The following is a 22,209-nucleotide window of genomic DNA, read 5'->3' as shown; positions in this document are numbered from 1 at the left end:
CGGTACTGGAGTGCCGGAGCTCAAGCCACAAGTTGCCGTGTTGGGATCACGACGCGGCCTCGGGCAGAACCTGGACACCCGGCAGTCACGCCGGACGAAAACGGTCGAGACGATCAGGCAGTCGGCAACCGGGATGAACCCCGAAGCCGCATCCGCTCACCCGCGCCCGGACAGCATGATCGGCGGCGACGGTGTGTCGGTCTCCGTGGCCAGCAGCGCGCGCAGCTCGGCCAGGATCGCGTCGAGTTTGTGCAGCCGCTGCCCGCCAGTTCCGAACGGCACGCCCGCGGCTTCGCCCGGTCCAAGGACTCGGTGGTTGGCGGATCGGCGCGCATCCATCGACCACGCCGACGCTGGTTTTCCGGGAGATCACAACCCCGCGATCGAGCGGCTGTGTGATGCCCTTGCCACCCGGCTCGACGGGCAACGGGCCTGTCTGCCGGGAGCGGGCATGCCGTCCAACATGCCCCGGGATTCACCTATTGGCCCGGCTGTCCGCTCGCCACAACGGTCCCGCGCGCAGACCACCGCTGCTGCACCACTGCCAGCACTCTGCCCAGCATGACCAGCACGAGGATCAGCGCACCGCCGTCCGTGACCACCGACGGCAGGACGCCCACCCAGCCGTACGTCTCGGACGCAGCCTCGAACATCTCGAACGGCACAATTCCCACCCCGGCCGCCTGTCCGGCGTTCACCGCGAGCACCACCCAGAACAGCCAGTTCCCGGCACGTAAAGCCAACAGCCCCAGCGCATTGGCCACCACGAACACGGCACCGACCACACGGAACCCGGTTAAGAACCCCGACGGATCCGCGCTTGCCCCGGCCAACTCCATTGTCCGGGCCAGCACCTGCTCATCGATCACCACGAAGCCGTGCAGCGCCGTGCCGATCGTGAACACGATCGAACACACCACGACCCAGATGCGCAGACTCCTCGTCCACATCACGCTGATACCCCCTCGACACGCACTCTCCCTATCGGCGATAGAGCCACTCTATCACTGATAAGGTCGGCGTGTGGCCCGCTTGGACATCCGACACATCACCGACATGGCCGTCGAGCTTCTCGACGAGGTGGGACTGGCCGACCTGAGCACGCGGCGGCTGGCCGCCAAGCTCGGAGTCCAGTCACCGACGCTCTACTGGCACGTGAAGAACAAGGCTGAACTGCTCGACCTGGTCGCCGAAGCGATCTGCGCCGACGCCTTCGACATCGACGACACGTTGCCGTGGCGCGATCAACTCGCCAGCGGCCTGCGGCAGTTCCGGCAGCTGCTGATGGCCCACCGCGACGCCGCGACGCTGCTCACGCAGCGACCACCGATCGGCCCGCACCGACTCGGCCACATCGAGACCACCGTGCGGATCCTGCTGAACGCGGGCTTTCCCGACACCGAAGCCGGCGGCATCGCCCGCCTGCTCGCGGCACACGTGCTGACCACCGCCCAGCAAGCGGCCAGGACCATCGACCCGCCCGACGGCGACTACCCGAGCCTGCGCCGGGTCGCCACCCGGCCGATGTCCGGTGAGCAGCAGTTCGAACTGGGCATCGAGATCATCCTCGACGGCCTGGAACAACGCCTCACACAGGCAGCACCGCGCCGGCCCGCTTCACGGTCCTGATCACCGGCGCGGTCTCCATGTCCCTGACAGCGTCCAAAGCGGACACCCGCTCGGTCAGATACCGGTACAGATCCGCGTTGTCCCGGCAGTTCACCGCGGTGATCAGGTTTGTCGGGCCGGTGGTCACCGCCGCGAACGACACCTCCGGATGCCGCGCCAGCTCCTCGGCCGTAGCCACCAGTTCGGACGGTTTCACCCGCATCCACAGGCGTGCCTCCGCGCCGAAACCCAGCGCGGACGGCGGAATGTCGAGCATGTACGACAGCACGCCGCCGCGCCGCAGGTGATCCATTCGCCGCTTGACTGTCGAGTCCGACCAGCCGGTGAGGGTGGCCAGCTCGGCGTACCCCGTGCGGCCATCCCGTGACAGCGCTTCAAGCAGGACAGTGTCACCCGGGTCCAAGGTGATCGGCGTGTCGTCCTGCGCGTGGGGTTCCGGCATGAGCTGCGCGACCTGGTCTTCACTGAGCCAGTGCAGCCCCTGCCAGGAACTCGGCAACGCCGTCGCACGCAGGATCGAATGCGCCGTCACCGACGCCACGCGACGGGTACGCGGCAGCTTCGACAACAACAAGGTGTCCCGCTCGCCCACACTGCGAGCCTGGGTATTGCACGAGATCTCCGTGCCGCCCGACAGCAAATACACCCACGACGTGTCCTGGCGGTCCGCCAGTGCGGCGGCCACCGCGCTCGCCGCGTCCGGTGTGCACTGCAACCGCAGCGTCCACGCCGTATACCCCAGACGCGCTCCGTTGACCGTTCCCACGACCCGCAGCACACCAGCGGAGCGCAACCGCTGATACCGCCTGGCCACGGTGTTCTCCGAGACACCGATGACCGTCGCGATGGTCCGCAACGGTGCCCGGCCGTCGATCTGCAGCGCGTGCACCAGACCTCGGTCGACCGGATCGAGTGTGACGGGATCCATCATCACAGCGTATCCACTGACGGTTTCCTGCGCAGATGATGATTTTCAGGGCGGCGATCCGCCTGGCGGGCCGATCGTAGGTCGTCCACCAGGAAAGGAGAACCATGCGAAAGTGGGGAGCGCTGACCGCGATCAGCCTCGGATCACTGCTGTTTCTGATCGACACGACGGCTGTGACCGTCGCCCTGCCCGACATCGGCCGTTCGTTCGAGGCCTCCCTGACACCGCTGCAATGGGTGCTCAACATCTACACCGCGGTCCTGGCTGCGCTGATGCTCGTGGCGGGCTCGGTCGCGGATCGCTACGGACATCGCGCGATCTACCTGGCAGGCCTCACGGTGTTCACGGCCGCGTCGCTGGTGTGCGGTCTGACGCCGGGCATCGCAGTGCTGATCGCCGCGCGAGGGGTCCAAGGCGTTGGGGGAGCGGCAGTGGCGGTCACGACCTTCGCGTTGATCGGCAGTAGCTACGCAGGACGTGACCGAGGCATCGCCATGGGCATCTGGGGCGCGGTCAACGGACTGGCCGCCGCCGCGGGCCCGATCGCGGGAGGTCTGCTCACCCAGTACATCAGCTGGCGCGCGATCTTCATCGTGAACGTTCCGCTCGCGCTGCTGGCGATCGCGTTGACGGTCAGGAGCATCACGGTGGTGCCTGGTGTGCGCGGGAAGCGGTTCGACATGGCCGGGTTGGTGTCGTTGTTCCGTATCGCGTCGTTCAACGCCCTGATGGTGTGCGGGGTGATTTCAGCGAGCGTGTTCGCGTGCCTGGTCTTCACCTCGGTCTGGCTGCAGGGCACGCTCAAACTAGGCCCGGTCGACGCAGGCCTGGCGTTGGTTCCCTTGGCGCTGAGCACATTCGTCACCTCGACACTGGTCGGGCGACGCCTGCAGCACATCCCGCCCCGCGTGCTGATCGGAATCGGGCTCCTGCTGGGCGGCGCCGGATGCGCACTCCAGGCCGGCCTGGATGCCGGATCGACCGCGCTATCCATCCTCTGTGGACTGATCGTTACCGGTGTCGGCGTCGGTGTGCTCATGCCCGCCATGGGCACCGCGCTGTTCGCCACAGTTCCCCCGCAACGGTTCGGCGTCGCCGTCGGCGCCTCGACGACCGCTCGTCAGCTCGGTCAGACCTTAGGAGTCGCCGTTCTCGGCGTGGTGTTCCAGTCCGGCGTGGACGCCGTCGACGGGCTCAACCGGGTGTACCTGGTCGCCGCCGGGCTCGGATTTGCCGCGGCCGCCACGGGTTTCCTGCTGATCCGGGAAAATGTCGGTACCACGGTCTAACGTTCGGAACCATGACTGGCGACGTTCGTCCCTTCCGCAGTGCTGTTCCGCTGGCCGACCTCGACGACCTGCGGAACAGGCTCGCGGCGACCCGCTGGCCGGACGAGTTGCCCGGAGTCGGCTGGGCCTACGGAGTCCCGCTGGAGTACCTGCGCGAGCTCGTGGCCTACTGGCAGGACGGATACTCGTGGCGGGACAACGAAGCGCGCCTGAACTCCTTCCCCCAGTTCACCACCGAGATCGACGGTCAACGCATCCATTTCCTGCATGTGCGCTCGGCGCAACCGGACGCGTTACCCCTGCTGCTGACACACGGCTGGCCCGGCTCGGTGCTGGAGTTCCTCGACGTGATCGGTCCGTTGACCGAGTCCTTCCACGTCGTCATCCCGGCCATTCCGGGGTTCGGGTTCTCCGGCCCGACCTCCTCGACCGGCTGGGGCCCGCATCGCGTGGCGGGCGCGTGGACGCAGCTGATGGCTCGCCTCGGCTACGAGCGTTACGGAGTCCAAGGCGGGGACTGGGGATCGATCATCTCGCGCGTGGTCGCGGCCCTGGAACCCGAGCGCGTGGTCGGCGTGCACCTGAACTTCCTGCCCACGGTCCCGCGCGGCGACTCGGCAGAGCTGTCCGACGAGGACCAAGCCCGGATCGCCGCGATGAGCAAGTACCTCGCCGCCCCCGCGGGGTACATGCGCCAACAGGCGACCCGGCCGCAGACCTTGTCCTACGCGTTGACCGACTCCCCGGTCGGCCAGCTGGCCTGGATCGCCGAGAAGTTCCGGGAATGGACCGACCCGGCCAGCAAGATCGACACCGACTGGCTGCTGACCAACGTCTCGCTCTACTGGTTCACCGCCACCGCGGGCTCCTCGGCGCGGATCTACTACGAGTTCGAGGCCTCCCGCAGGAGGTTCGCCGACAGCCCGGCCCCGATGGGTGTCGCGGTGTTCCCGTACGAGCTGGTCAAGCCGGCACGGACGCTGGCTGAGCGGGAGCACACCATCGCGCAGTGGACGGAACACGACCGCGGCGGGCATTTCGCGGCCCTCGAGGTGCCGGAGTTGTTCGTGCGGGACGTCCGGGAGTTCTTCGAGAAAGTACGGGGGTGACGGCTACGGCGTGACAGTGTCGTTCGCGGCCTGCATGCCCGCGAGAATGATCTGCATGCCGTACTCGAAGCACTCGTCGGTGTTCGGGTCGAACAGGTTGTCATCCACGTAGGCCTGCGCAGTCAGCGGGAACCGTGCGGTGTCCAGCTTGCTGTGCGCGGACTCCGGCGACTTGTAGAGGTGGTTCTGCTCCTCGATGGTGAAGCCGACCGCGTAGTGGATCAGCGCGGCGAGGCTGCGTGCGGCGGGCTGCACCTCGAACCCGGCGTCCTGCAGCGTGCGCAGCGCCAGCTCGGTGGCGCGGAACAAGGCAGGTTCGGTGACGCTGCCATTGGCGAAGATCCGGCCGCCGTCCCGGTAGCGCAGCATGGCCTTGCGCAGCTGGCGCACCCACTCGGCCGTCCACTCCTGCCACGTCACGCCCGCACGGGGCGCCTCGAGCCCGTCGGCGGCGCAGTTGAAGATCGCCGCAGCCATCACGTCGAGCAACTGGCTCTTGTTCTTGACGTGCCAGTACAACGCGGCCGGTTGCACGTCGAGACGCGTCGCGAGCAACCGCATGGACAGGCCGTCCAGACCGGTCTCGTCAAGCATCTCCAGCGCCGTGCGCGCGATGACGTCCACGGTGAGCTTCACCCTTGACACTTTAACAGCGGTGAATACATCCTTAACGATGTACAGGAAACACTAATCATCGTTTAGGGGATCTGGGTGAGCGACTTCAACGATCAGGTGATCGCGGAGTTCAGGACCAACAAGGGGAACGTCGGCGGGTTCTTCAAGGACGCGCACGTCACGCTGCTGCACCACAAGGGCCGCAAGTCCGGCCGCGACATGGTCACACCGTTGATCTACCTGCCGGTGGACGGCAGCTACGTGCTGATCGGCAGCGCGGGCGGCGCCAAGAAGGTGCCGGAGTGGTTCAACAACGTCGCGGCCGCGGACGAGGTCGAGATCGAGGTAGGCGAACGGAAGGTGACCGCCAAACCGACGATCCTGCGTCAGGGTCCTGAGTGGCTGCGCCTCTACACGCTGTTCGCCGACTATTGGCCGGACATCCACAAGTACGAGGAGAACACCGACCGGCGCTTCCCCTTCGCCCGGCTCGACCCGGTCGGCTGAGGAGAAAGCCAATGCGCGCATGGCGCCTGACAACCAGGGGCGAACCGCTCGAGCTGGTCGACCTGCGCGACCCAGCCCCAGGCCCCGGCGAGGTCGTGCTCCGCACGATGGCCGCCGGGCTGTGCCTGACCGACGTGCATATCGCCACCGGCTCACTGCCGTTTGGCGCACTGCCGGTGGTACTCGGTCACGAGGTCGCGGGCGTGATCACCGAGATCGGGCCTGAGGTGACCGAATTCCAGGCCGGCGACCGGGTGGCGGTCCGGACTGGGCCGGACGGTCCCGGCGTCGCCTACGACGGCGGTTTCGGCACCGTGGTGCGTACCCAGGCCGACCGGCTGATCACGATCCCTGACGGCGTGACGTACGAGCAGGCCGCCGTGGCTACCGACGCGGGCCTGACCTCGTACCACGCCTTGCACGACAAGGGAAACATCCAGCCAGGGATGAAGGTCGGCATCATCAGCATCGGCGGGCTGGGCAGCTTCGGCGTGCAGATCGCCGCGGCCGCCGGTGCCGAGGTCACCGCCGTGGTCCGCAAGAAGGCGCTGGCCACAACGGCGCTCGAACTCGGCGCGGCAACTGTCGTGCAGAGCATCGACGACGTGCGCGATCTCGATCTGATCGTGGACTTCGTCGGCAGCAGTGAGACAGTGCGCGGCAGCGTCCTGGGTGTGCGGCACAGCGGCCGGGTGGTCGTGGTCGGCGGTCAGGACGAGTCGGCGAGCATCCCGATCGCGGTGATGCTCATGAACAACGTCGAGATCGTCGGTTCCAACGCGGGCACCAACGACGAACTGCGCCAGGTACTGGCCATGATCGCCGACAGGTCGCTCAAGCCGCTGCTGACCAGGATCGGCTTCGGGGAGATCCCCGACTCGCTGGACCGCCTGAGCAAGGGCGGCGTCGCGGGCCGGCTCGTCGCCGACATGTCCGCTGGCTAAAGGCAATCCGGCAACCCGAACACCTTGAACAGCCGGGTGTCGAAGAACGACGTCGAATGCCGCACGCCGGTCACGGCCAGCTCCAGCAGTTCGAGCTTCCACGGCACGAACAAGCCGGCCTGGCCGGTACTGAGTACAGAGGCCCGGATGTACGTGGCGAACCCAGGCTGACCGTTGCCCGCGATCGGCACCAGCCGCAGGTCGCCCGCGCTCGCTGGGCACCAGTTGGCGACCAGCCGCGCGATGTCGCGCGGGCCGCGGTACCAGCCGGGGAACGGCGGCATCTCCATCACGGCGTCCTGGGTGAACACCTCGATGATCGCGTGGATGTCCTTGGCCTCGAACGCGGCCACGAACCGGTCAAGCAGGTCACGTTGCTGCGCGGTGGTCGGCTCGGCCACCGCGTCGCGGGTGGGCGCGGCCTGAGAGATCTGAGCATGGGCACGCTGCAACGCGCTGTTGACCGCGGCCGGGGTTGTGCCCAGCATCTCGGCGACCTCGGCCGCGCGCCATTTCAGCACGTCACGCAACACGAGCACGGCCCGCTGCCGGGGCGGCAGGTGCTGTAACGCGGCGATGAACGCCAGCCGCACACTCTCGCGTGACGTCACGATCGACGCCGGGTCCAGCAGCGCGTCCGGAATCGGCTCGAGCCACGGCACTTCCGCCTGCTCGACCGGCGCCACCTCCGGATCGCTGCTCTGAGTGCCCAGCCCGATCGGCAACGGCCTGCGCTCCCGTCCCTCCAGCGCGGTCAGGCACGCGTTGGTCGCGATCCGGTACAGCCACGTGCGGATCGACGCGCGGCCTTCGAACGCCGGATATCCCCGCCATGCGTTCAGGTACGTCTCCTGCACCAGGTCCTCGGCTTCGTGCACCGACCCCAGCATCCGGTAGCAGTGCGCGAGCAACTCGGCCCGGTACGAATCCGCCGCACGCTGGAATTCATCGTCGACCGACGTCAGCGACCTGGTCACACCCGTTCCTCCAGCCTTCGAAACAGCCCGTCACCACTACTGACAGCCGCGGCCGCGAAAACTCATCGCTCGCGCGGCGATGAATTCACCGAGCCGGGCGCCTCTGCCCTAGTAGGTATCCACACTGACCGAACGGAGACGCGGATGACAACCGCACTGCCGCCCGTGGTGTCCCAGCAGGACTGGCTGGTTGCCCGGAAAGCCTTACTGGCCAAGGAAAAGGAGGCGCTCAAGGTCCGTGACCGGCTGAACGCCGAACGGCGCAGGCTGCCGATGGTGCGAGTGGACAAGCAGTACGTGTTCACCGGGCCGGACGGCGAGCTGACCCTGGCGGAGATGTTCGAGGGCCGCAGCCAGCTCTACATCCACCACTTCATGTGGCGCGACGACCTCGACTCGGGCTGCCCGAGCTGCACCGCGACGGCGAACCTGAACTTCACCCCGCCGATGCTGGCCCAGCTGCACAACCGGGACATCACCTTCGCCGCGGTCAGCCGCGCACCGGCGGAGAAAGTCCTGGCGTACAAGGAAAAGAACGGCTGGAACTTCCCGTTTTACTCCTCGTACGGCAGCGACTTCAGCTACGACATGCACGCCTCGCTGGACGAGTCCCGCCAGCCGGTCGAATACAACTACCTGTCCAAAGAGGAACTCAACGCCCGTGGCTTCGCCGACGAGATGCTGACCGGCGACTGGCCGGCCAACAGCGTGTTCCTGCGCGACGGCGACGAGGTCTTCCACACCTACACCGCCTACGCGCGCGGCCTTGACCACCTGTTCACGCCGTACAACTTCATCGATCTGACCCCGTACGGCAGGCAGGAGGCATGGGAGGACTCGCCGGAAGGCTGGCCGAAGCAGGGCGCCACGCTGTAAAACCAGCGGCGCATCGCCGAGGTGGCCAAAGCCACCCCGTTTCAGCTATTTCCCCAGCAAAGAGGCGCTCGCGCTGGAAGGCGTGGGGGATGACGACCTGGCGGGCGTCGTGCAGGACCGCCCGCCAGGCCACACACCGCTGCAAGCGCTGCCGGTGACTGGCGAGGCGCACTGGAAATCGAAGCAGCTTTTCCGGCTTCTAGCCGACGAGGGTGCACTCTCAGGGCGAGGCTCCGTAGCAGGCGGCGACCGCGGCGGCGCGGTCACGCATGCAGGTGCGCAACCACTGCGGGGCCAGGGCTTCCGCGTTCGTGGCGAGCTGCCACAACGCCCATTCGGCGTGTCTGGAATCTTGGAACGTCACTTCCAGCCGCAGCCAGCCGTCGGGGTCGGTTTCTTCGGCGCGGACGGCCAGCGCGGTGCCCACTAGCTCCGCACGCCGCGCCGGGTGCACCCGTACCAGCACGGTGACCTGGTCGCCGCCGGTCCGGAACCGAGTGCTGCGTTCCTGCCAGGCCTGGTCCAGATCGACCCGGTCTGGTCGCTGCGCGGGTTCGGCGAGTTCCTCGGCGGCCAAGATCCGCGACAGCCGGTAAGTGCGGTCCGCGCCAGATCTCGTGGCCAGCAAATAGCCATGGCCGCGTACGGTGACCAGGCCGATCGGGTCCACCGTGCGCCACTTCGGGGTTTGGTCCGTGGCCGCGTAATGGATGCGCAGCTTGTGTCCGGCGAACACCGCACGCCGGACCTCGGCCACGACGGAGTCTGGCACCTCCTCCGCGACCAGCCGCCGCGAGAGCAGGTCGGTCTCCGGGTCGATGAGCAATCGCTGTGCCGCGCCGGCCGCGGTCGCCCGATAACTTTCGGGGAGCGCGTCGACCACCTTGCGCATGGCCGACGTGAGCGCCGAGCCGAGTCCGAATGCCTGTGCGCCGCGCCGCGATCCGGCGACCAGCAGGGCAAGTGCTTCGTCATGGTTCAGTCCGGTGAGCTCGGTCTGAAAACCGGGCAGCAACGCGAACCCGCCGTGCCGGCCGCGTTCGGCGTAGACCGGGACGCCCGCCGCGGACAGCGCCTCGATGTCACGCAGCACAGTACGGGTGGACACCTCCAGCTCGCGCGCCAGCGCGGCCGCCGACAGCCGACCATGCTGGCGCAGCAACAGCACCAGCGACACCAACCGGTCGGCGCGCATGCGAGAACTTTACGGGAATACACGACACAGGATGTCGTGATTTGTTGGAAGGCTCATCGGCATGACAAGCAAGACAGTGGCCACTGAGCCGAACGACCTGGGCAAGTACTTCATCGAGCGCGGCAACGCGGGCGATGTGGACGGGCTGGTGGCGTTGTACGAGCCGGACGCCGTGCTGGCGTTCCCGCCGGGCAACCTCGCGACCGGGCATGCGGAGATCCGCAAGGTGTTCGAGGAGTTCGTCGCGGCTGCGCCGGTGCTCACGCCGGGTAAGCAGCATCCAGCACTGGTGAGCGGCGACCTGGCCCTCACGGTGTCCACGTTGACCACTGGGGAGATGACCGTCGAGATCGCCCGTCGCCAGGCGGACGGATCATGGCTTTGGGTCGTGGATCAGCCGGTACTCGTGCCGTAGCGGGACGGCGGTGGGCCGGCACGTCCGCGCCCACCGCCCACACCGAGTCAGGAGAGGTGATGAGGCGTATCGCGACGATCGGCGTCTACGGCTTCACCGCCGCGGCGTTCGTCGAGACGCTCACCGGCGCGGGCGTGGCGCTGCTGCTCGATCTGCGTCAGCGCCGCGGCGTCCGGGGCCCCGAGTACTCCTGGGCGAACTCGGCGCGGCTCCAGCACGCGCTCGCCGCAGCGGACATCGGCTACCAGCACGTGAAGGACCTAGCGCCGACGACCGAGCTGCGCCAACTCCAGTACCGCGAGGACGACCGCCAGGGCGTGGGCAAGCGCAACCGCATCGCGCTGGCGCCGGAGTACGTCGAGCACTACACCCGCGAGATCCTCGACCCGTTCGATCTCGGCGCGCTCGTGGCCGAGCTACCGAGCCACTCGGTGACCGCGCTGCTCTGCGTCGAGCGCGACCCGGAGGCATGCCACCGCTCACTCGTGGCCGCCCGCCTGCGCGCCGAACACGGCCTGCCAGTCACGGACCTCCGCCCAGGTTAAGCGGTGTTCCACGCACTGGCCGCGAAGGATGCCCAATAATGCGGACTCGTGACGGTAACCGAGACACACCGGGCGATTGACGCGGTCTGGCGGATCGAGTCGGCCAGGGTGATCGCCGGCCTCGCGCGGATCGTCCGTGACGTCGGCCGCGCCGAGGAACTCGCCCAGGACGCGCTGGTCGCCGCGCTGGAGCAGTGGCCGCAGCAGGGCGTGCCGAAAAACCCGGGTGCCTGGCTGATGGCAACGGCCAAGCACCGCGCGATCGACCACGTCCGGCGTGAACAGGTACTGGCCCGCAAGGTCCAGGAACTCGGGCACGAGATCGAGACCGGCGGGGTCAACCCGGAACCGGACATCGACGCCGCGCTGGACGACGACATCGGCGACGACGTGCTGCGGCTGGTGTTCACCGCGTGCCACCCGGTGCTGTCCACCGAGGCCCAGGTCGCGTTGACGCTGCGGATGCTCGGCGGGCTGACCACCAAGGAGATCGCCCGGGCGTTCCTGGTCGGCGAAACGACCATCCAGCAACGCATCGTGCGCGCGAAGAAGACCCTCGCGGACAAGAAGGTCCCGTTCGAGATCCCACCGGCGGGCGAACGCGCCGAGCGGCTGGCGTCCGTGCTCGAGGTCATCTACCTGATCTTCAATGAGGGCTACTCGGCCACCGCGGGCGACGACTGGTTACGCCCCACCCTGTGCGAGGAGGCGTTACGGCTCGGCCGCGTGCTCGCCGGGCTGGCGCCGCGCGACGCCGAGGTGCACGGCCTGGTCGCGCTGCTCGAAATTCAGGCCTCCCGGTCGAAAGCACGCACCGACGCCAACGGCGAGCCGATCCTGCTGCTGGAGCAGAACCGGTCCAGGTGGGACCAGATGCTGATCCGCCGTGGCCTGGCCGCGCTGGACAAGGCTATGGAACTCAGCGACGGCGCACCCGGCCCGTACACCGTGCAGGCCGCGATCGCGGCGTGCCACGCGCGTGCCCGCGTCGCCGAGGACACCGACTGGGCGCAGATCGCCGCGCTGTACGCGACCTTGTCCGACCTGATGAGCTCGCCGATCGTCGAGCTCAACCGGGCGGTCGCGCTGTCGATGGCGTTCGGCCCGGACGTCGGCCTGCAGCTGGTCGACATGATCGTCGACGAACCCAGCCTGAAGAACTACCACCTGCTGCCGAGCGTGCGCGGCGACCTGCTGGCCAAACTGGGTCGCTACGAGGAAGCGAAGGCCGAGTTCGACCGGGCCGCGTCGCTGACCGGCAACGAACGGGAACGAGCCCTGTTGCAGGATCGCGCGGCGGCCTGTGCCAGGGGCGAAGCGCCCGAGCGATGAGTTTCGCCCGGCTGTCTCGTCCTAGGAGACGTGAGCATCAAACCTGAGATTGTCGAGCGGGCCGAGCAGCCCTACGTGGGCGTGCGCGGCACCGTGACCATGGAGACGTTCGGCAAGATCGCCGACCGGATGCCGGAGCTGATCGGCTCGCTGCTGCAGCGCGGCGTCGAGCTGGCCGGGGCGCCGTTCTTCCGCTACACGCGCATCGACATGGCCAACGAACTGGAGGTCGAGGCAGGCGTGCCGGTCAACGCCGCCATCCCCGAGCAGGGCGAGCAGTTCAACGGCGTGCTGCCCGCCGGCCGGTATGTCTGCCTGACCCACATCGGTCATCCCGACGAGCTGGTCGACGTCACCGGCCAGCTGCTGACATGGGCCGCCGAGCAGGGTCTGACCTGGGACAACACCGGTCAACAGTGGGGCTGCCGGCTGGAGATCCTGAAAACCAACCCCACCGTCGAACCCGACATGACCAAGTGGGAGACCGAACTGGCCTTCCGGCTGGCCGATTAACCGGCCGCCTGGCCTACCACTTGAGGTTGGCGATGACCTTCGACACCAGTTGCATCGACCGCTCGCATTCGAAGGTCTTCGCCACCTCACGCCCGGTGTCCGCGCTCTGGCTGCTGAACTGCAGCCAGGGTGTGCCGCCGTTGACGTACACCAGGCAGTAGGTGCCGTCGTCGGCCAGCACCGCGGCCTTCTTGCCGGCGACGTCCACCGTCCGCTGCGAGCTGGTCGTGATGTCCGGGAACGCGGGCGTGTTGAGGATGACGCTGAGATACGCCGCGCCGCCCGGCGCCTCCCACCGGCAGCCACGCCCGACGTTGGGCAGGTCGTCCGGTGTGCCGTTGACCTGGGCGCCGACGTGCGCGCTGGCGTCGGAGTCGGTCAGCAGGGTGCACGGGTCGGTCGCCACTTGGACCTGGGCGGGCGGGGGTTCCGCGGGCGCGGGAGGCGGAGCGGAGGACGAGTCGCCGCTACAACCAGCTGCCAGCAGAAGGGCGGCCATGGCCGCCGTGAGTCGTGTGATCACCAGGAGTCCTTGCGTGCAGGGGGTGCAGGGATGGTGTGTTGTCCAGACCATTCTGCACGCGGGGAAAGCACGGTCAACACGATCACCGGCGGCGTTTTCCACTCGGTGCGCGTTTCCAATGAGCCGGTCGCGTCAGCGTCGGCGGCAGCTGGGTCGACGCATCGCCACGCGCCGCGTTGACCTGCGACTGCGTCAGGAAGATGCTGCCGGTCAGGTCGGCACCGGCGAGGTCGGCGTCCCGGACGTCCGCACCGATCAGGTCCGCCAGCCGCAGGTCCGCGCCGCGCAGATCGGCTCCGATCAGCAGCGCACCCCGCAAGCTCGCGCCGCGCAGGTCGGCCTTGCGCAGCTTGGCGCCGATCAGGTCGGCACCGCGCCGGTTCTTGCCCCCGATGCCCGCCCTGACCAGCTCGCTGGCCCGCAGCAGCACGGTGTTGACCTTCTCGCGGTGCGCGGGCACGTCCAGCTCGATGATCGACTCGGCGGAGCCGTGCGTGATCTTCTCGGTCTCCTCGATCAACGCTCTGACCTGGTCGTGCACCGCACGCGCGGCGTCCAGCGCCAGCACCTCGGTCAAGTACCACAGCAGTTCGTGCAGCTGCCGCATCACCGGGAAGACCTGGAACATCCGCTTGGCGCTGCCCGGGGACTGGCGCCAGTCGTTGCCCGCGAAGGTCACCTGCGAGACCTTCTGGCCCGCGCCGAAGCAGTCGAACACGGTGCAGCCGGGAAAGCCCCGCTCACGCAACGTGCTGTGGATCCCGCACCGGTAGTCCGCCAGCAAGTTGGGGCAGGGCTGCCCGCCGTCCTTGGTGATCGCGAAGTCCGCCGAGGCCGCGAACGGCAATGCCACACAGCACAGCCCGAAGCAGCTGGAACAGTCGGCGATGAGGCCGTCGCGCACTGGTCTCCTCAGTCTGGAATTCACTTCGCGAGACGAAAGGTTAGCTCCAGTCCTGCTGTGGCTCGCCGGGACGGTGGAGGCCGAACGTCCATTCGTAGCCCTCGGGGTCCTGCACCCGGCACCGGTAGTTCCACTCCGAGCGACCCGGCTGCCAGATGGTGACCGCGCCTTCGGCCGTGGCCTGCTGGTGGATCCGGTCGACGGCCGCCTCGCTGTCGACGACCAGGTACGTGCCGTGCCCGCAGGTATCGCCCTTGCGCGGGGACCGCTCGTACCCGTCGCGGTCGCTGAACACTATGATCACCGCGTCACCCAGGCGAAGCTCGGCGTGCCCGACACCGCCTTGCTCGTCCGGGAAATGCATGGTCGTCTCGAAGCCGAAGGCCTTGGTCAGGAAGTCGATGGCCGCCTGGCCGTCGCGATAGCCGAAGTACGGCGTCACCTGTGTGGTCATGCGATTAGCCTTCCGGCAATTCAGGCCACTTTCCGACCGTAAAAGAAAATGAGGTGCCCGCGGATCTGGCCGCTGCCAGAGTTCGCCTGATGTACGACGTGTTGCTGATCGGCGGGCCCGCGGGTGTCGGGAAGTCCAGTGTGGGCTGGGAGATCTCAGCCCTGTTGAAGGCGCGCGAGGTCGCGCACTGCTTCATCGAGGGCGACATCATGGACCAGATCCACCCGGCCCCGCCCGGCGACCCGCACCGCTCCCAGATCACCGAACGCAACATCGCCGCAGTGTGGGCCAACTACGCCGCGGTGGGACAGACGCGGCTGATCTACACCAACACCGTCAGCATCCTGGAAGCCCCGATGATCGTTCGCGCGATGGGCGGCCGTGGCACGCGAGTCATGTGCGTACTGCTCACCGCCAGCGAGGACATCGTGCGGCAACGGCTGGCGGAGCGGGAGATCGGCTCCGAGCTCGATTGGCACATCGAACGCAGCGCGTTGATGGCGCGCCGCCTGGACGCCCAAGCACCCGAGGGCACGATCCGGATCCTCACCGACGGGATGACCGTCACGCAGGTAGCTCAAGACATCTGCGCCAAATGGCTGTAACACCGGTGTTTCATCCGCCGTGCACGATGTGAATCATGAAGGTCCGAGACGCAACCGAACTGGACGCCGACGCCTGCGCCGCGATCTACGCCCCATACGTCCGCGACACCGCGATCACGTTCGAAAGCGACCCGCCGACCCCCGCGGAGATGGCCGTGCGGATCGCTACGGCGAGCAAGACCCACGCGTGGCTCGTACTGGAAGACGACGACGGCCGGATCATCGGCTACGCGTACGGCGGGCCGTTCAAAGCGCGCGAGGCGTACCGGTGGTCCTGCGAGGTCAGCGTGTACCTCGAACTGGGCCGACGACGCTCCGGCGGCGGACGCGCGTTGTACACAGCGTTGCTCCAACGGCTCGCACAGCGCGGCTACCGGACGGTCGCTGCCGGGATGACGCTGCCGAACGACGCGAGCGTCGGCCTGCACAAGGCAATGGGCTTCGAGCCCGTCGGCACCTACAAGCGGATCGGGTGGAAACTCGGCGCGTGGCACGACGTCGCCTGGGTCCAGCGTTCAATCTCCACCGGCGACGACCCGCCAGCGCAACCCCGCTGACTCGATATCGTGGACCAATGAGGTTGACGCGTGCTGAGGCGCAGGAACGGACCCGCGCCAAAGTGCTCGCCGCGGCGCGGGACGAGTTCGCCGAACGCGGCTTCCGGGACGCCAAGATCGACGAGATCGCCAACCGTGCCGAGCTGACCCGCGGCGCGGTCTACTCCAACTTCCCCGGCAAACGCGCCCTCTACTTCGCCGTCCTCGCCGAAGCTGCGGCCGGCCAGATCGACCCGGAGCACCCGGACACGGCAACCACGCCACGCGACGCGCTCGGCCGCCTGGCCCGTGCGTGGGTCACGCGGCTGCCGTTGAGCACTGACGAAGCCAGGCTCGGTGTCGACCTGGTGCCGGAGATCATCGCGGCGGACAGCACGCGTAAACCGTTCGCCCAGCTGATGTGGCTGCAGGCGATCCAACTCGGGCTGGCACTGGAGAATCTGCGGCCCGGTGGCCGTCAGGTGCGCCTCGCGCAGACCGTGCTCACCACCTTGCAGGGCGCCAGCCAGCTCGCCGCCGCGGCGCCCGGGTTCGGCGAGCCGTTCACCGTGGTCACCGCGTGCGAAGAACTGGCCGACGCGCCGTTCGACGACACATGGCTGACACCGACGACCAACCCGGACATCCAGACGCTCGAACAGCCGTGGTCGTTGACCGGCGACGGAGTGGTCGCGGTCCTGGGGATGCACCGGCTGTCGGGCGTCGAGGAGGCGCTGCGGGCCGGAGCGGACGTCACCCTGGTGATCGTCACTGCCGACCCGGGTGAGCTGATTCCGCTGGCCCGCTTGATGGTCACCGAGTTCACCGGATTGCTGCGGCACGCGTTCCCACCCGCCGCCAGACCACGCCTGACGATCGTCCTCGACGACACCACCACGTTCACCTCGGCCGCGGGCATCGACACCGTCACCGACATGACCGAGGTCGCCTTGCGCGTGGAGTCCAGCAAGGTCGTGCTGCGCGCGGACGGGTTCGGCGCCTGTCACGCCGCGTCAGGCCTGAAGACGCCGCGCTAGCGCGTCCGGCAGGCCGGGCAGGTCCAAGTGCTTGGCCAGGAACCGGGCGCGGTCGGCATAGGCGGTGACGTCGTTGACGACGTGCCCGGAGTCGTACCAGCGTTGCTCTTTCGGTTCGCTGGCCATCGCGTAGAACTCGGCGGACTCCGCAGCGGTCACGCCGATGTCGAACCGCGCGAACTGGAAGAACACCGGTTGTTCGACGTCGCCGACGAAGTGCTCGGCATCATAGGGCGCCATCGCGTCCAAAGTGGACTCGAACAGGTCCTTCGGCAGCGCCGAGCGCATCCGGACGATGTTCGGGTGGCTGGTGTCGCGCCAGTGATGGGTCAGTCCCGCCATCGGCACCTCCAGCACGAAACACCGGAACCGCCGGTCGATCCCGGCCACCACCGTGGTCATCAACGCCCCGCCGCTGTGCCCGACCGCCGCGATGGTGTCCGTGCGCTGCAGGAGCAGATCCGCGCCGCGGCGAATCGACTGGACCGACTGCCGGATCGAGGCGACCTGGTCGTCGACGTAGTGAAACCCCAGGCACAGCCCGAGCCCACCGGCTTCGGCCAGCTGGATCGCCTCGGGCAGGAAGCCCTCGGCGAAGCTGGTCGTGTGCATGTAGACCACGCCCGCCGCGGGCGTGCCCTCCGGTTCGACGAGGTAACCGACAACCCGATCGCCTTCGGCGTTGTCGAACTCGCAGCGGGAGATCGTCACGCCGGGACGTTCGGCGAGACGGTCGACGGACAGGTTGAGGGGCGCGGCGGAGTCGTAGCTCAGGTCGGGCATGGTTGCGAGTGTGCCCGCACCGGCGCCGCTTGACGCGTTGTCCGCCCAACAGGGAACGTGATCACGCACGTTGAGGTGGTGACGTTCCGCAGCTAGGCATCCCACGCTTGGCGCAATGCCCGCGCGAACACCTCAGTCGGCTGCCCGCCGGACACACCGACCTTGCGGTCCAGCACGAAGAACGGAACACCACGCGCGCCGAGCTGCGCCGCTTCCCGTTCCTCGGCACGCACATCGTCGGCGTACGCGGTCTTGTCCTCCAGCACCCGCAGCACGTCCGCCTTGTCCAAGCCGACGCCGACCGCGACATCCACGACCGTGTCCACGGTGAAGATCGGGCGTGCCTGCGCGAAGTTCGCCTCGAACAACGCGGTCAGCATCTCGTGGTCCAAGCCCTTGTCCCTGGCCAGAAGCAGCACGCGGTGCAGGTCGAACGTATTGCCGACTTCGCGGTCCGTGCGATACCCGAGGCCTTCACCCTGGGCCAGCGCGGCGACCTGCTTCTCCATCTCGCTGGCCTGCTGGCCGTATCGCGCCGCGAGCATGTCCTCGACCGGTTCGACGCCCGCCCGGCTCGGGTCGAGCTCGAAGGACCGGTAGACCACCTCGACCTGGTCACGGTGCTCGAAATCGGCGAGGGCCTGCTCGAAGCGGGCTTTGCCGATGTAGCACCACGGACAGATGACGTCGCTCCAGATCTCCACTCGCACGTTCGCAAGTCTACGAATTTGAGGGCGGGTGGGGGAGTACGCACTCGCAGGTAAGGGACCCAGCGTGAGCATCCGGGTAACCCGATCGGGCAAGCCGGGCGTGTGCTTCGCTGAGGCCGTGATCAGAAAGCGTCGGCAGAAGAACGGCATGGTGACCGTCACGTGGGTCCTGCCCGCGGACGTGCATGACGGCCCGGTGAGCGTGGTGGGCTGCTTCAACAACTGGACGCCCGGCATGCACGTGCTGGGCAAGCGGTCCAACGGCACCCGCTCGGTGTCCTGGACCGCGGAACCCGGCACGCAGACCAAATTCCGCTACCTCGGCCACGGCGGCCGCTGGTTCAACGACCCCGACGTGCTGAGGTTCGGCGACGACAGCGTGGTCGTCGCCGACCTGTCACGGGATTAGCACGACCTTGCCCGTGGTCGCCCTGGACTCCAGCGCGGCATGGGCAGCGGCGGCCTCGGCGAGGGGAAAACTCTGGAACGCGGGCACGAGCGTGCCCGCGCCCGCCGCCGCGATCGCCTCGGCCTCGAAATCGAAGTCGGCGGGCGAAGCGATCATCAGCCCCAGTGCGTCGATCGACGTGACCTTCGGGTTGTCCTGCGCGAACTGTTGCTGCGAGGCGTTGCCGATGGTGACGTACCGGCCGTGGTCGACGATCCGGTCGTAGGCCTGCTTCGCCTTGTCACCGCCCACCCCGTCGAGCACGAGCGTGACGCCGTGAATGTCGTCGGCCCAGCCAGGTTCGTTGTAGTCCACCGCGTCGACGCCGAGAGCGCGTACAGCCGCCACCTTCTCCGGACCACCAGCGGCACCGATGACCGTCGCGCCCAGGTCGCGCAGGTACTGCACGACCAAACGGCCGATTCCACCGGCCGCTGAGGTCACCAGCACGACATCGTCCGGGGTCGGTTGGGCGGCGTGCAGCAGACCCAACGCCGTGTTGCCGGTGATCACCATGGTCACGGCAGCCGCGTAGTCCAGGCTGTCCGGGATGGGATGGACGTTCTGCGCGGGCGCGACGGTGAGTTCGGCGTATCCGCCTGGCTCGCTGCGGGCGACCACCACGTTGCGGCCGATCCACGCAGGATCTACATCCGGGCCGACCGACTCCACGACCCCGGCCACCTCACCGCCGAAGATGAACGGCAGATCCGGCACCGGCGGGGTCATCACGCCCGGCGTGCCCTGGCGCATGACGGTCTCCACGTGATGGACACCCGCGGCTTTGACCGCGATCCTCAGCTGTCCGGGACCAGGCACCGGGTCGGGGACGATCTCGTACGTCAGGTTGTCGGCCGGGCCGAACTCGTGCAGAACAACAGCGTGCATGCCCTCAACCCTGCAACCTCATGCCGGGTTGAGGTCAACTGTTGACCCTCTCACTGTGTCAAGGCCTGTACTGGGAGGCGTCATGTTCAGCATCGGAGACTTCGCCAAGCACGGCCGCGTGTCGGTGCGCATGCTGCGCCACTACGACGCCATCGGGCTGCTCCGGCCGGCACACGTCGACCAGGCCAGCAACTACCGGTACTACGCCGCGGAGCAGCTCACGCGGCTCAACCGGATCATCGCGCTGAAGGACCTCGGGTTCAGCCTGCAGCAGGTCGGGGTCATCCTCGGCGAGCAGGTCAGCGCCGAGCAGTTGCGCGGCATGCTGCGGCTGCGGCAGATGGAACTGCAGGCCGCCGTCCAGGAGACGGCCGCGCGGCTGGCCAGGGTCGAGGCGAGGCTCCGCAGTATCGAAACCGAGGAATCGATGGCCGACAACATCGTCGTCAAAAGCCTGCCCGCGATGCGGCTGGCGTCGCTGTCCGCGACCGCGCACAGCTTTGAGCCGCAGGACATCGGGCCGGTCGTCGGGCCGTTGTTCGACAAGCTCTGCGGTCTGGTCGAGCCGATCGGGCCAGGGCTCGCGTGGTACGAGGAGGCCGCTGAGGGCAGCATCGTGGTGCACGCCGGTTTTCCGGTCGCGACGGATGTCTCTGGCGTCGAGATGGTCGACGTGCCCGCGGTCGAGCGCGCCGCGACGATCGTGCACCACGGCAGCATGGACGACGTGCTGCCGACCGTTCAGGCGCTGGCGCGGTGGATCGACGCCAACGGCTACCGCTCGACCGGGCTGCCCCGGGAACTGACGCTCGCCTGTCCCGAGGACCGCAGCCAGTGGGTCACCGAATTGCAGGAACCGATCGCGTGACCAGGTACATCGGTTCTGGCCCGTACTGCTACGCCAACTGCCTGGCGATGCTCACCGGTGCCACGCCCGCGGTGATCGAGACGCTGACCGGTTCGCCGTTCGGTGCCCAGATCGAAGGGACCCAGCCGTACTTCGACCCGTGCGGCTGGCATCCGGAGATCGGCGTGGACGCCGCGCTGTCGCTGCTGGGCTGGTCGTGCCGCCGTGAGACCGGGGGAGACCCGCTTGCCCGGCTTCGTGCCGTGACCGGGCCGGTCATGGTCGGGCCGGTGGACATGGAGTTGCTGTCGTACCAGACCGCGGGTGGCGGTGATCATTACGTGCTGCTGCTGGAGGCCACCGAGGACATTGTGGTGCTGCATGATCCGCACGGTCATCCGTACGCGACCCTGCCTGTGGCGGGGTTTGTCGCGGCGTGGGAAGGGAAAGCCGTCACATACTGCGATGAGCCGTTCGTGACGCGGTCGGCGTTCGTGCGCGATCGGGTGGTGTCCGAAGTGGACGCTCTGGCCGCGTCGATACCGCAAGCGATCCGTTGGCTCGACGGCGCAACGGAGGCCGTGCGCAGCATGGCGTCTCAGGTCCTCACACCTGACGCGCGTTCCCTGTTGGCGGTGTTCGGCATCCGGCTCGGCGCGCGCAGGCTGGCCGACGCCGCACTGAGCTTGCGGATGCTGGGTTTCGCGCAGGCCGCCGAGATCGCCGACATTCAGGCCCGGTTGGTCGGCAGCCTGCAGTATCCGCTGGTCACCGGGAACGACCCGGCGGTGCTCGACGGTCTTCGTCGCCTCGCGCCGACGTATAACCAGCTGCGCGAGGCACTGCAGGCTCAGTACGTTGCGTCGGGTGGCTGACGCGTTATTCGAACACCCGCGGCTGGCGGCGATCTACGACCCGCTCGACGGCGACCGGTCCGACCTCGACACCTATCTGGCCATCACCACCGAGCTCGGCGCGACCCGGGTGCTGGATATTGGTTGTGGCACAGGCACTTTCGCGTTGATGCTGGCCGAGCGCGGCATCGAGGTGACCGGGGTCGACCCGGCCGGTGCTTCCCTGGCGGTCGCCAAGGCGAAGCCGGGCGCGGCACGTGTTCGCTGGATCCACGGTGACGCGAGTGATCTGCCCGCGATGCAGGTGGATCTGGCGACCATGACGGCGAATGTCGCGCAAGCCATCGTGGATCCTGCGGCGTGGGCGGGCACGTTGTGGGGTGCCCACCGCGCGCTGCGGCCCGGCGGGCACCTCGTGTTCGAAACGCGGGTTCCCGCGCGGCAGGCGTGGTTGGAGTGGAACCGTGCCGCCTCGCATCGGGTCAGCCACATCGACGGCCTCGGCACGGTCGAGAACTGGGTCGAGCTGATCGACGTCAGCCTGCCGCTGGTGACGTTCCGCTGGACATACGTGTTCCAGTCGGATGGTCAGACGCTGACCTCGGACTCCACATTGCGGTTCCGGGAACGCGACGAGATCGAAGCCGACCTCGTCGCGCACGGCTACACCGTCACCGACGTGCGCGACGCACCCGACCGGCCCGGCCTGGAGTACGTGTTCCTCGCGTGCACCGGCCAGGCGTGAT

General features: G+C 67.9%; 29 protein-coding genes. 17 read left to right on the top strand and 12 right to left on the bottom strand.

Annotation, left to right across the window (positions count from 1 at the left end; all coding sequences use genetic code 11):
- Nucleotides 1-156: 156 nt before the first annotated feature.
- Both B9C43_RS08070 and B9C43_RS08065 read right to left on the bottom strand, forming a co-directional pair.
- On the bottom strand, nt 157-339 hold the full coding sequence (locus B9C43_RS08070; protein ID WP_084425292.1) for a hypothetical protein: 183 nt from the start codon (nt 337-339) through the stop codon (nt 157-159).
- A gap of 140 nt (nt 340-479) precedes the next feature.
- A complete protein-coding gene (locus B9C43_RS08065) occupies nt 480-950 on the bottom strand; it encodes a hypothetical protein (protein WP_084425291.1) in 471 nt (156 codons plus the stop codon).
- Between the two features lie 73 nt (nt 951-1,023).
- Here B9C43_RS08065 and B9C43_RS08060 point away from each other — a divergent pair, with 73 nt between their 5' ends.
- Nucleotides 1,024-1,629: a TetR/AcrR family transcriptional regulator C-terminal domain-containing protein gene (locus B9C43_RS08060; protein WP_235038488.1), complete on the top strand. Its 606-nt coding sequence runs from the start codon at nt 1,024-1,026 to the stop codon at nt 1,627-1,629.
- Here B9C43_RS08060 and B9C43_RS08055 read toward each other — a convergent pair.
- Nucleotides 1,589-2,557, bottom strand: coding sequence for an Lrp/AsnC family transcriptional regulator (locus B9C43_RS08055; protein WP_084425655.1), 969 nt, complete (start codon nt 2,555-2,557; stop codon nt 1,589-1,591). The genes B9C43_RS08060 and B9C43_RS08055 overlap by 41 nt on opposite strands.
- A gap of 104 nt (nt 2,558-2,661) precedes the next feature.
- Here B9C43_RS08055 and B9C43_RS08050 point away from each other — a divergent pair, with 104 nt between their 5' ends.
- Nucleotides 2,662-3,846 carry an MFS transporter gene (locus tag B9C43_RS08050; RefSeq protein WP_084425290.1) on the top strand — a complete coding sequence of 395 codons (1,185 nt, stop codon included), beginning with the start codon at nt 2,662-2,664 and terminating at the stop codon, nt 3,844-3,846.
- An 11-nt stretch (nt 3,847-3,857) separates the two neighbouring features.
- Nucleotides 3,858-4,955: an epoxide hydrolase family protein gene (locus tag B9C43_RS08045; RefSeq protein ID WP_084425289.1), complete on the top strand. Its 1,098-nt coding sequence runs from the start codon at nt 3,858-3,860 to the stop codon at nt 4,953-4,955.
- A gap of 3 nt (nt 4,956-4,958) precedes the next feature.
- On the opposite strand, the gene B9C43_RS08040 is transcribed toward B9C43_RS08045, so the two are convergent.
- Nucleotides 4,959-5,591 (bottom strand): TetR/AcrR family transcriptional regulator C-terminal domain-containing protein, encoded by a 633-nt coding sequence (locus tag B9C43_RS08040; RefSeq protein WP_033386563.1) that lies wholly within the window; start codon nt 5,589-5,591, stop codon nt 4,959-4,961.
- Nucleotides 5,592-5,666: 75 nt separating this feature from the next.
- On the opposite strand from B9C43_RS08040, the gene B9C43_RS08035 reads away from it, so the two are divergent.
- Both B9C43_RS08035 and B9C43_RS08030 read left to right on the top strand, forming a co-directional pair.
- Nucleotides 5,667-6,077, top strand: a complete 411-nt coding sequence (locus tag B9C43_RS08035) for a nitroreductase/quinone reductase family protein (protein WP_033386561.1) — start codon at nt 5,667-5,669, stop codon at nt 6,075-6,077.
- 11 nt (nt 6,078-6,088) lie between these two features.
- A complete protein-coding gene (locus tag B9C43_RS08030; protein WP_084425287.1) occupies nt 6,089-7,021 on the top strand; it encodes a zinc-binding dehydrogenase in 933 nt (310 codons plus the stop codon).
- Here B9C43_RS08030 and B9C43_RS08025 read toward each other — a convergent pair.
- Entirely contained in the window at nt 7,018-7,998 is a 981-nt protein-coding gene (locus B9C43_RS08025) for a sigma-70 family RNA polymerase sigma factor (RefSeq protein ID WP_143446178.1), read from the bottom strand. The two genes, B9C43_RS08030 and B9C43_RS08025, sit on opposite strands and share 4 nt — an antisense overlap.
- Before the next feature lie 144 nt (nt 7,999-8,142).
- Between B9C43_RS08025 and B9C43_RS08020 the strand changes: the two genes are divergently transcribed.
- Entirely contained in the window at nt 8,143-8,874 is a 732-nt protein-coding gene (locus B9C43_RS08020; RefSeq protein WP_084425286.1) for a DUF899 domain-containing protein, read from the top strand.
- A gap of 220 nt (nt 8,875-9,094) precedes the next feature.
- On the opposite strand, the gene B9C43_RS08010 is transcribed toward B9C43_RS08020, so the two are convergent.
- The gene (locus B9C43_RS08010) at nt 9,095-10,069 is read right to left on the bottom strand and encodes a helix-turn-helix transcriptional regulator (RefSeq protein ID WP_084425285.1); all 975 of its coding nucleotides are present in this window, start codon (nt 10,067-10,069) and stop codon (nt 9,095-9,097) included.
- A 76-nt stretch (nt 10,070-10,145) separates the two neighbouring features.
- On the opposite strand from B9C43_RS08010, the gene B9C43_RS08005 reads away from it, so the two are divergent.
- From B9C43_RS08005 to B9C43_RS07990, 4 genes are read left to right on the top strand one after another with little or no spacing between them, the layout of a single operon-like run.
- Complete coding sequence (locus tag B9C43_RS08005) at nt 10,146-10,484, top strand: YybH family protein (protein WP_033386546.1); 339 nt, start codon at nt 10,146-10,148, stop codon at nt 10,482-10,484.
- Between the two features lie 59 nt (nt 10,485-10,543).
- Nucleotides 10,544-11,029 carry a DUF488 domain-containing protein gene (locus tag B9C43_RS08000; protein ID WP_084425284.1) on the top strand — a complete coding sequence of 162 codons (486 nt, stop codon included), beginning with the start codon at nt 10,544-10,546 and terminating at the stop codon, nt 11,027-11,029.
- A 48-nt stretch (nt 11,030-11,077) separates the two neighbouring features.
- Entirely contained in the window at nt 11,078-12,361 is a 1,284-nt protein-coding gene (locus tag B9C43_RS07995; RefSeq protein WP_084425283.1) for an RNA polymerase sigma factor, read from the top strand.
- 30 nt (nt 12,362-12,391) lie between these two features.
- The gene (locus B9C43_RS07990; protein WP_143446177.1) at nt 12,392-12,874 is read left to right on the top strand and encodes a GyrI-like domain-containing protein; all 483 of its coding nucleotides are present in this window, start codon (nt 12,392-12,394) and stop codon (nt 12,872-12,874) included.
- 13 nt (nt 12,875-12,887) lie between these two features.
- On the opposite strand, the gene B9C43_RS07985 is transcribed toward B9C43_RS07990, so the two are convergent.
- From B9C43_RS07985 to B9C43_RS07975, 3 genes are all read right to left on the bottom strand, one after another.
- Nucleotides 12,888-13,397, bottom strand: a complete 510-nt coding sequence (locus B9C43_RS07985; RefSeq protein WP_160096400.1) for a DUF3558 family protein — start codon at nt 13,395-13,397, stop codon at nt 12,888-12,890.
- A gap of 82 nt (nt 13,398-13,479) precedes the next feature.
- Nucleotides 13,480-14,301, bottom strand: a complete 822-nt coding sequence (locus tag B9C43_RS07980; RefSeq protein WP_200825451.1) for a pentapeptide repeat-containing protein — start codon at nt 14,299-14,301, stop codon at nt 13,480-13,482.
- Nucleotides 14,302-14,341: 40 nt separating this feature from the next.
- Nucleotides 14,342-14,755 carry a VOC family protein gene (locus B9C43_RS07975; RefSeq protein WP_084425280.1) on the bottom strand — a complete coding sequence of 138 codons (414 nt, stop codon included), beginning with the start codon at nt 14,753-14,755 and terminating at the stop codon, nt 14,342-14,344.
- An 89-nt stretch (nt 14,756-14,844) separates the two neighbouring features.
- Between B9C43_RS07975 and B9C43_RS07970 the strand changes: the two genes are divergently transcribed.
- The 3 genes from B9C43_RS07970 to B9C43_RS07960 are packed head-to-tail and all read left to right on the top strand — an operon-like array spanning nt 14,845 to nt 16,933.
- Nucleotides 14,845-15,360, top strand: coding sequence for a nucleoside/nucleotide kinase family protein (locus tag B9C43_RS07970; protein WP_084425652.1), 516 nt, complete (start codon nt 14,845-14,847; stop codon nt 15,358-15,360).
- Between the two features lie 35 nt (nt 15,361-15,395).
- Entirely contained in the window at nt 15,396-15,917 is a 522-nt protein-coding gene (locus tag B9C43_RS07965) for a GNAT family N-acetyltransferase (RefSeq protein WP_084425279.1), read from the top strand.
- Between the two features lie 17 nt (nt 15,918-15,934).
- On the top strand, nt 15,935-16,933 hold the full coding sequence (locus B9C43_RS07960; RefSeq protein ID WP_084425278.1) for a TetR/AcrR family transcriptional regulator: 999 nt from the start codon (nt 15,935-15,937) through the stop codon (nt 16,931-16,933).
- On the opposite strand, the gene B9C43_RS07955 is transcribed toward B9C43_RS07960, so the two are convergent.
- Both B9C43_RS07955 and B9C43_RS07950 read right to left on the bottom strand, forming a co-directional pair.
- A complete protein-coding gene (locus B9C43_RS07955) occupies nt 16,910-17,716 on the bottom strand; it encodes an alpha/beta hydrolase family protein (protein ID WP_143446176.1) in 807 nt (268 codons plus the stop codon). The two genes, B9C43_RS07960 and B9C43_RS07955, sit on opposite strands and share 24 nt — an antisense overlap.
- A 92-nt stretch (nt 17,717-17,808) precedes the next feature.
- Nucleotides 17,809-18,426, bottom strand: a complete 618-nt coding sequence (locus tag B9C43_RS07950; RefSeq protein ID WP_084425276.1) for a DsbA family oxidoreductase — start codon at nt 18,424-18,426, stop codon at nt 17,809-17,811.
- 64 nt (nt 18,427-18,490) lie between these two features.
- On the opposite strand from B9C43_RS07950, the gene B9C43_RS07945 reads away from it, so the two are divergent.
- On the top strand, nt 18,491-18,835 hold the full coding sequence (locus B9C43_RS07945) for an early set domain-containing protein (protein WP_327221924.1): 345 nt from the start codon (nt 18,491-18,493) through the stop codon (nt 18,833-18,835).
- Here the strand turns inward: B9C43_RS07945 and B9C43_RS07940 are convergent.
- Complete coding sequence (locus B9C43_RS07940; RefSeq protein WP_084425275.1) at nt 18,824-19,762, bottom strand: zinc-binding dehydrogenase; 939 nt, start codon at nt 19,760-19,762, stop codon at nt 18,824-18,826. The two genes, B9C43_RS07945 and B9C43_RS07940, sit on opposite strands and share 12 nt — an antisense overlap.
- An 82-nt stretch (nt 19,763-19,844) precedes the next feature.
- On the opposite strand from B9C43_RS07940, the gene B9C43_RS07935 reads away from it, so the two are divergent.
- Genes B9C43_RS07935 through B9C43_RS07925 form a run of 3 tightly spaced genes read left to right on the top strand, consistent with a single transcriptional unit; the run spans nt 19,845 to nt 22,208 of the window.
- Nucleotides 19,845-20,630 carry a MerR family transcriptional regulator gene (locus tag B9C43_RS07935; protein WP_084425274.1) on the top strand — a complete coding sequence of 262 codons (786 nt, stop codon included), beginning with the start codon at nt 19,845-19,847 and terminating at the stop codon, nt 20,628-20,630.
- Entirely contained in the window at nt 20,627-21,484 is an 858-nt protein-coding gene (locus B9C43_RS07930; protein WP_084425273.1) for a hypothetical protein, read from the top strand. Before B9C43_RS07935 ends, B9C43_RS07930 begins: the two co-directional genes overlap by 4 nt.
- Complete coding sequence (locus B9C43_RS07925) at nt 21,477-22,208, top strand: class I SAM-dependent methyltransferase (RefSeq protein ID WP_033386514.1); 732 nt, start codon at nt 21,477-21,479, stop codon at nt 22,206-22,208. The genes B9C43_RS07930 and B9C43_RS07925 overlap by 8 nt, the downstream gene beginning before the upstream one ends.
- The last annotated feature ends 1 nt before the right edge of the window (nt 22,209 follow it).

This window comes from Kibdelosporangium aridum, assembly GCF_900176515.1.
In the GTDB taxonomy this organism is placed as follows: domain Bacteria; phylum Actinomycetota; class Actinomycetes; order Mycobacteriales; family Pseudonocardiaceae; genus Kibdelosporangium; species Kibdelosporangium aridum.
The sequence above is the reverse complement of the archived record's forward strand: the minus strand, read 5'-3'. Positions and strand labels throughout refer to the sequence as shown.

What these genes read in the sequence shown, in the direction of transcription:
- B9C43_RS08070 (WP_084425292.1), bottom strand. Translation starts at nt 339, where the DNA reads ATGGATGCGCGCCGATCCGCCAACCACCGAGTCCTTGGACCGGGCGAA.
- B9C43_RS08065 (WP_084425291.1), bottom strand. Translation starts at nt 950, where the DNA reads ATGTGGACGAGGAGTCTGCGCATCTGGGTCGTGGTGTGTTCGATCGTG.
- B9C43_RS08055 (WP_084425655.1), bottom strand. Translation starts at nt 2,557, where the DNA reads ATGGATCCCGTCACACTCGATCCGGTCGACCGAGGTCTGGTGCACGCG.
- B9C43_RS08050 (WP_084425290.1), top strand. Translation starts at nt 2,662, where the DNA reads ATGCGAAAGTGGGGAGCGCTGACCGCGATCAGCCTCGGATCACTGCTG.
- B9C43_RS08045 (WP_084425289.1), top strand. Translation starts at nt 3,858, where the DNA reads ATGACTGGCGACGTTCGTCCCTTCCGCAGTGCTGTTCCGCTGGCCGAC.
- B9C43_RS08030 (WP_084425287.1), top strand. Translation starts at nt 6,089, where the DNA reads ATGCGCGCATGGCGCCTGACAACCAGGGGCGAACCGCTCGAGCTGGTC.
- B9C43_RS08020 (WP_084425286.1), top strand. Translation starts at nt 8,143, where the DNA reads ATGACAACCGCACTGCCGCCCGTGGTGTCCCAGCAGGACTGGCTGGTT.
- B9C43_RS08010 (WP_084425285.1), bottom strand. Translation starts at nt 10,069, where the DNA reads ATGCGCGCCGACCGGTTGGTGTCGCTGGTGCTGTTGCTGCGCCAGCAT.
- B9C43_RS08000 (WP_084425284.1), top strand. Translation starts at nt 10,544, where the DNA reads ATGAGGCGTATCGCGACGATCGGCGTCTACGGCTTCACCGCCGCGGCG.
- B9C43_RS07975 (WP_084425280.1), bottom strand. Translation starts at nt 14,755, where the DNA reads ATGACCACACAGGTGACGCCGTACTTCGGCTATCGCGACGGCCAGGCG.
- B9C43_RS07970 (WP_084425652.1), top strand. Translation starts at nt 14,845, where the DNA reads ATGTACGACGTGTTGCTGATCGGCGGGCCCGCGGGTGTCGGGAAGTCC.
- B9C43_RS07965 (WP_084425279.1), top strand. Translation starts at nt 15,396, where the DNA reads ATGAAGGTCCGAGACGCAACCGAACTGGACGCCGACGCCTGCGCCGCG.
- B9C43_RS07960 (WP_084425278.1), top strand. Translation starts at nt 15,935, where the DNA reads ATGAGGTTGACGCGTGCTGAGGCGCAGGAACGGACCCGCGCCAAAGTG.
- B9C43_RS07955 (WP_143446176.1), bottom strand. Translation starts at nt 17,716, where the DNA reads ATGCCCGACCTGAGCTACGACTCCGCCGCGCCCCTCAACCTGTCCGTC.
- B9C43_RS07940 (WP_084425275.1), bottom strand. Translation starts at nt 19,762, where the DNA reads ATGCACGCTGTTGTTCTGCACGAGTTCGGCCCGGCCGACAACCTGACG.
- B9C43_RS07935 (WP_084425274.1), top strand. Translation starts at nt 19,845, where the DNA reads ATGTTCAGCATCGGAGACTTCGCCAAGCACGGCCGCGTGTCGGTGCGC.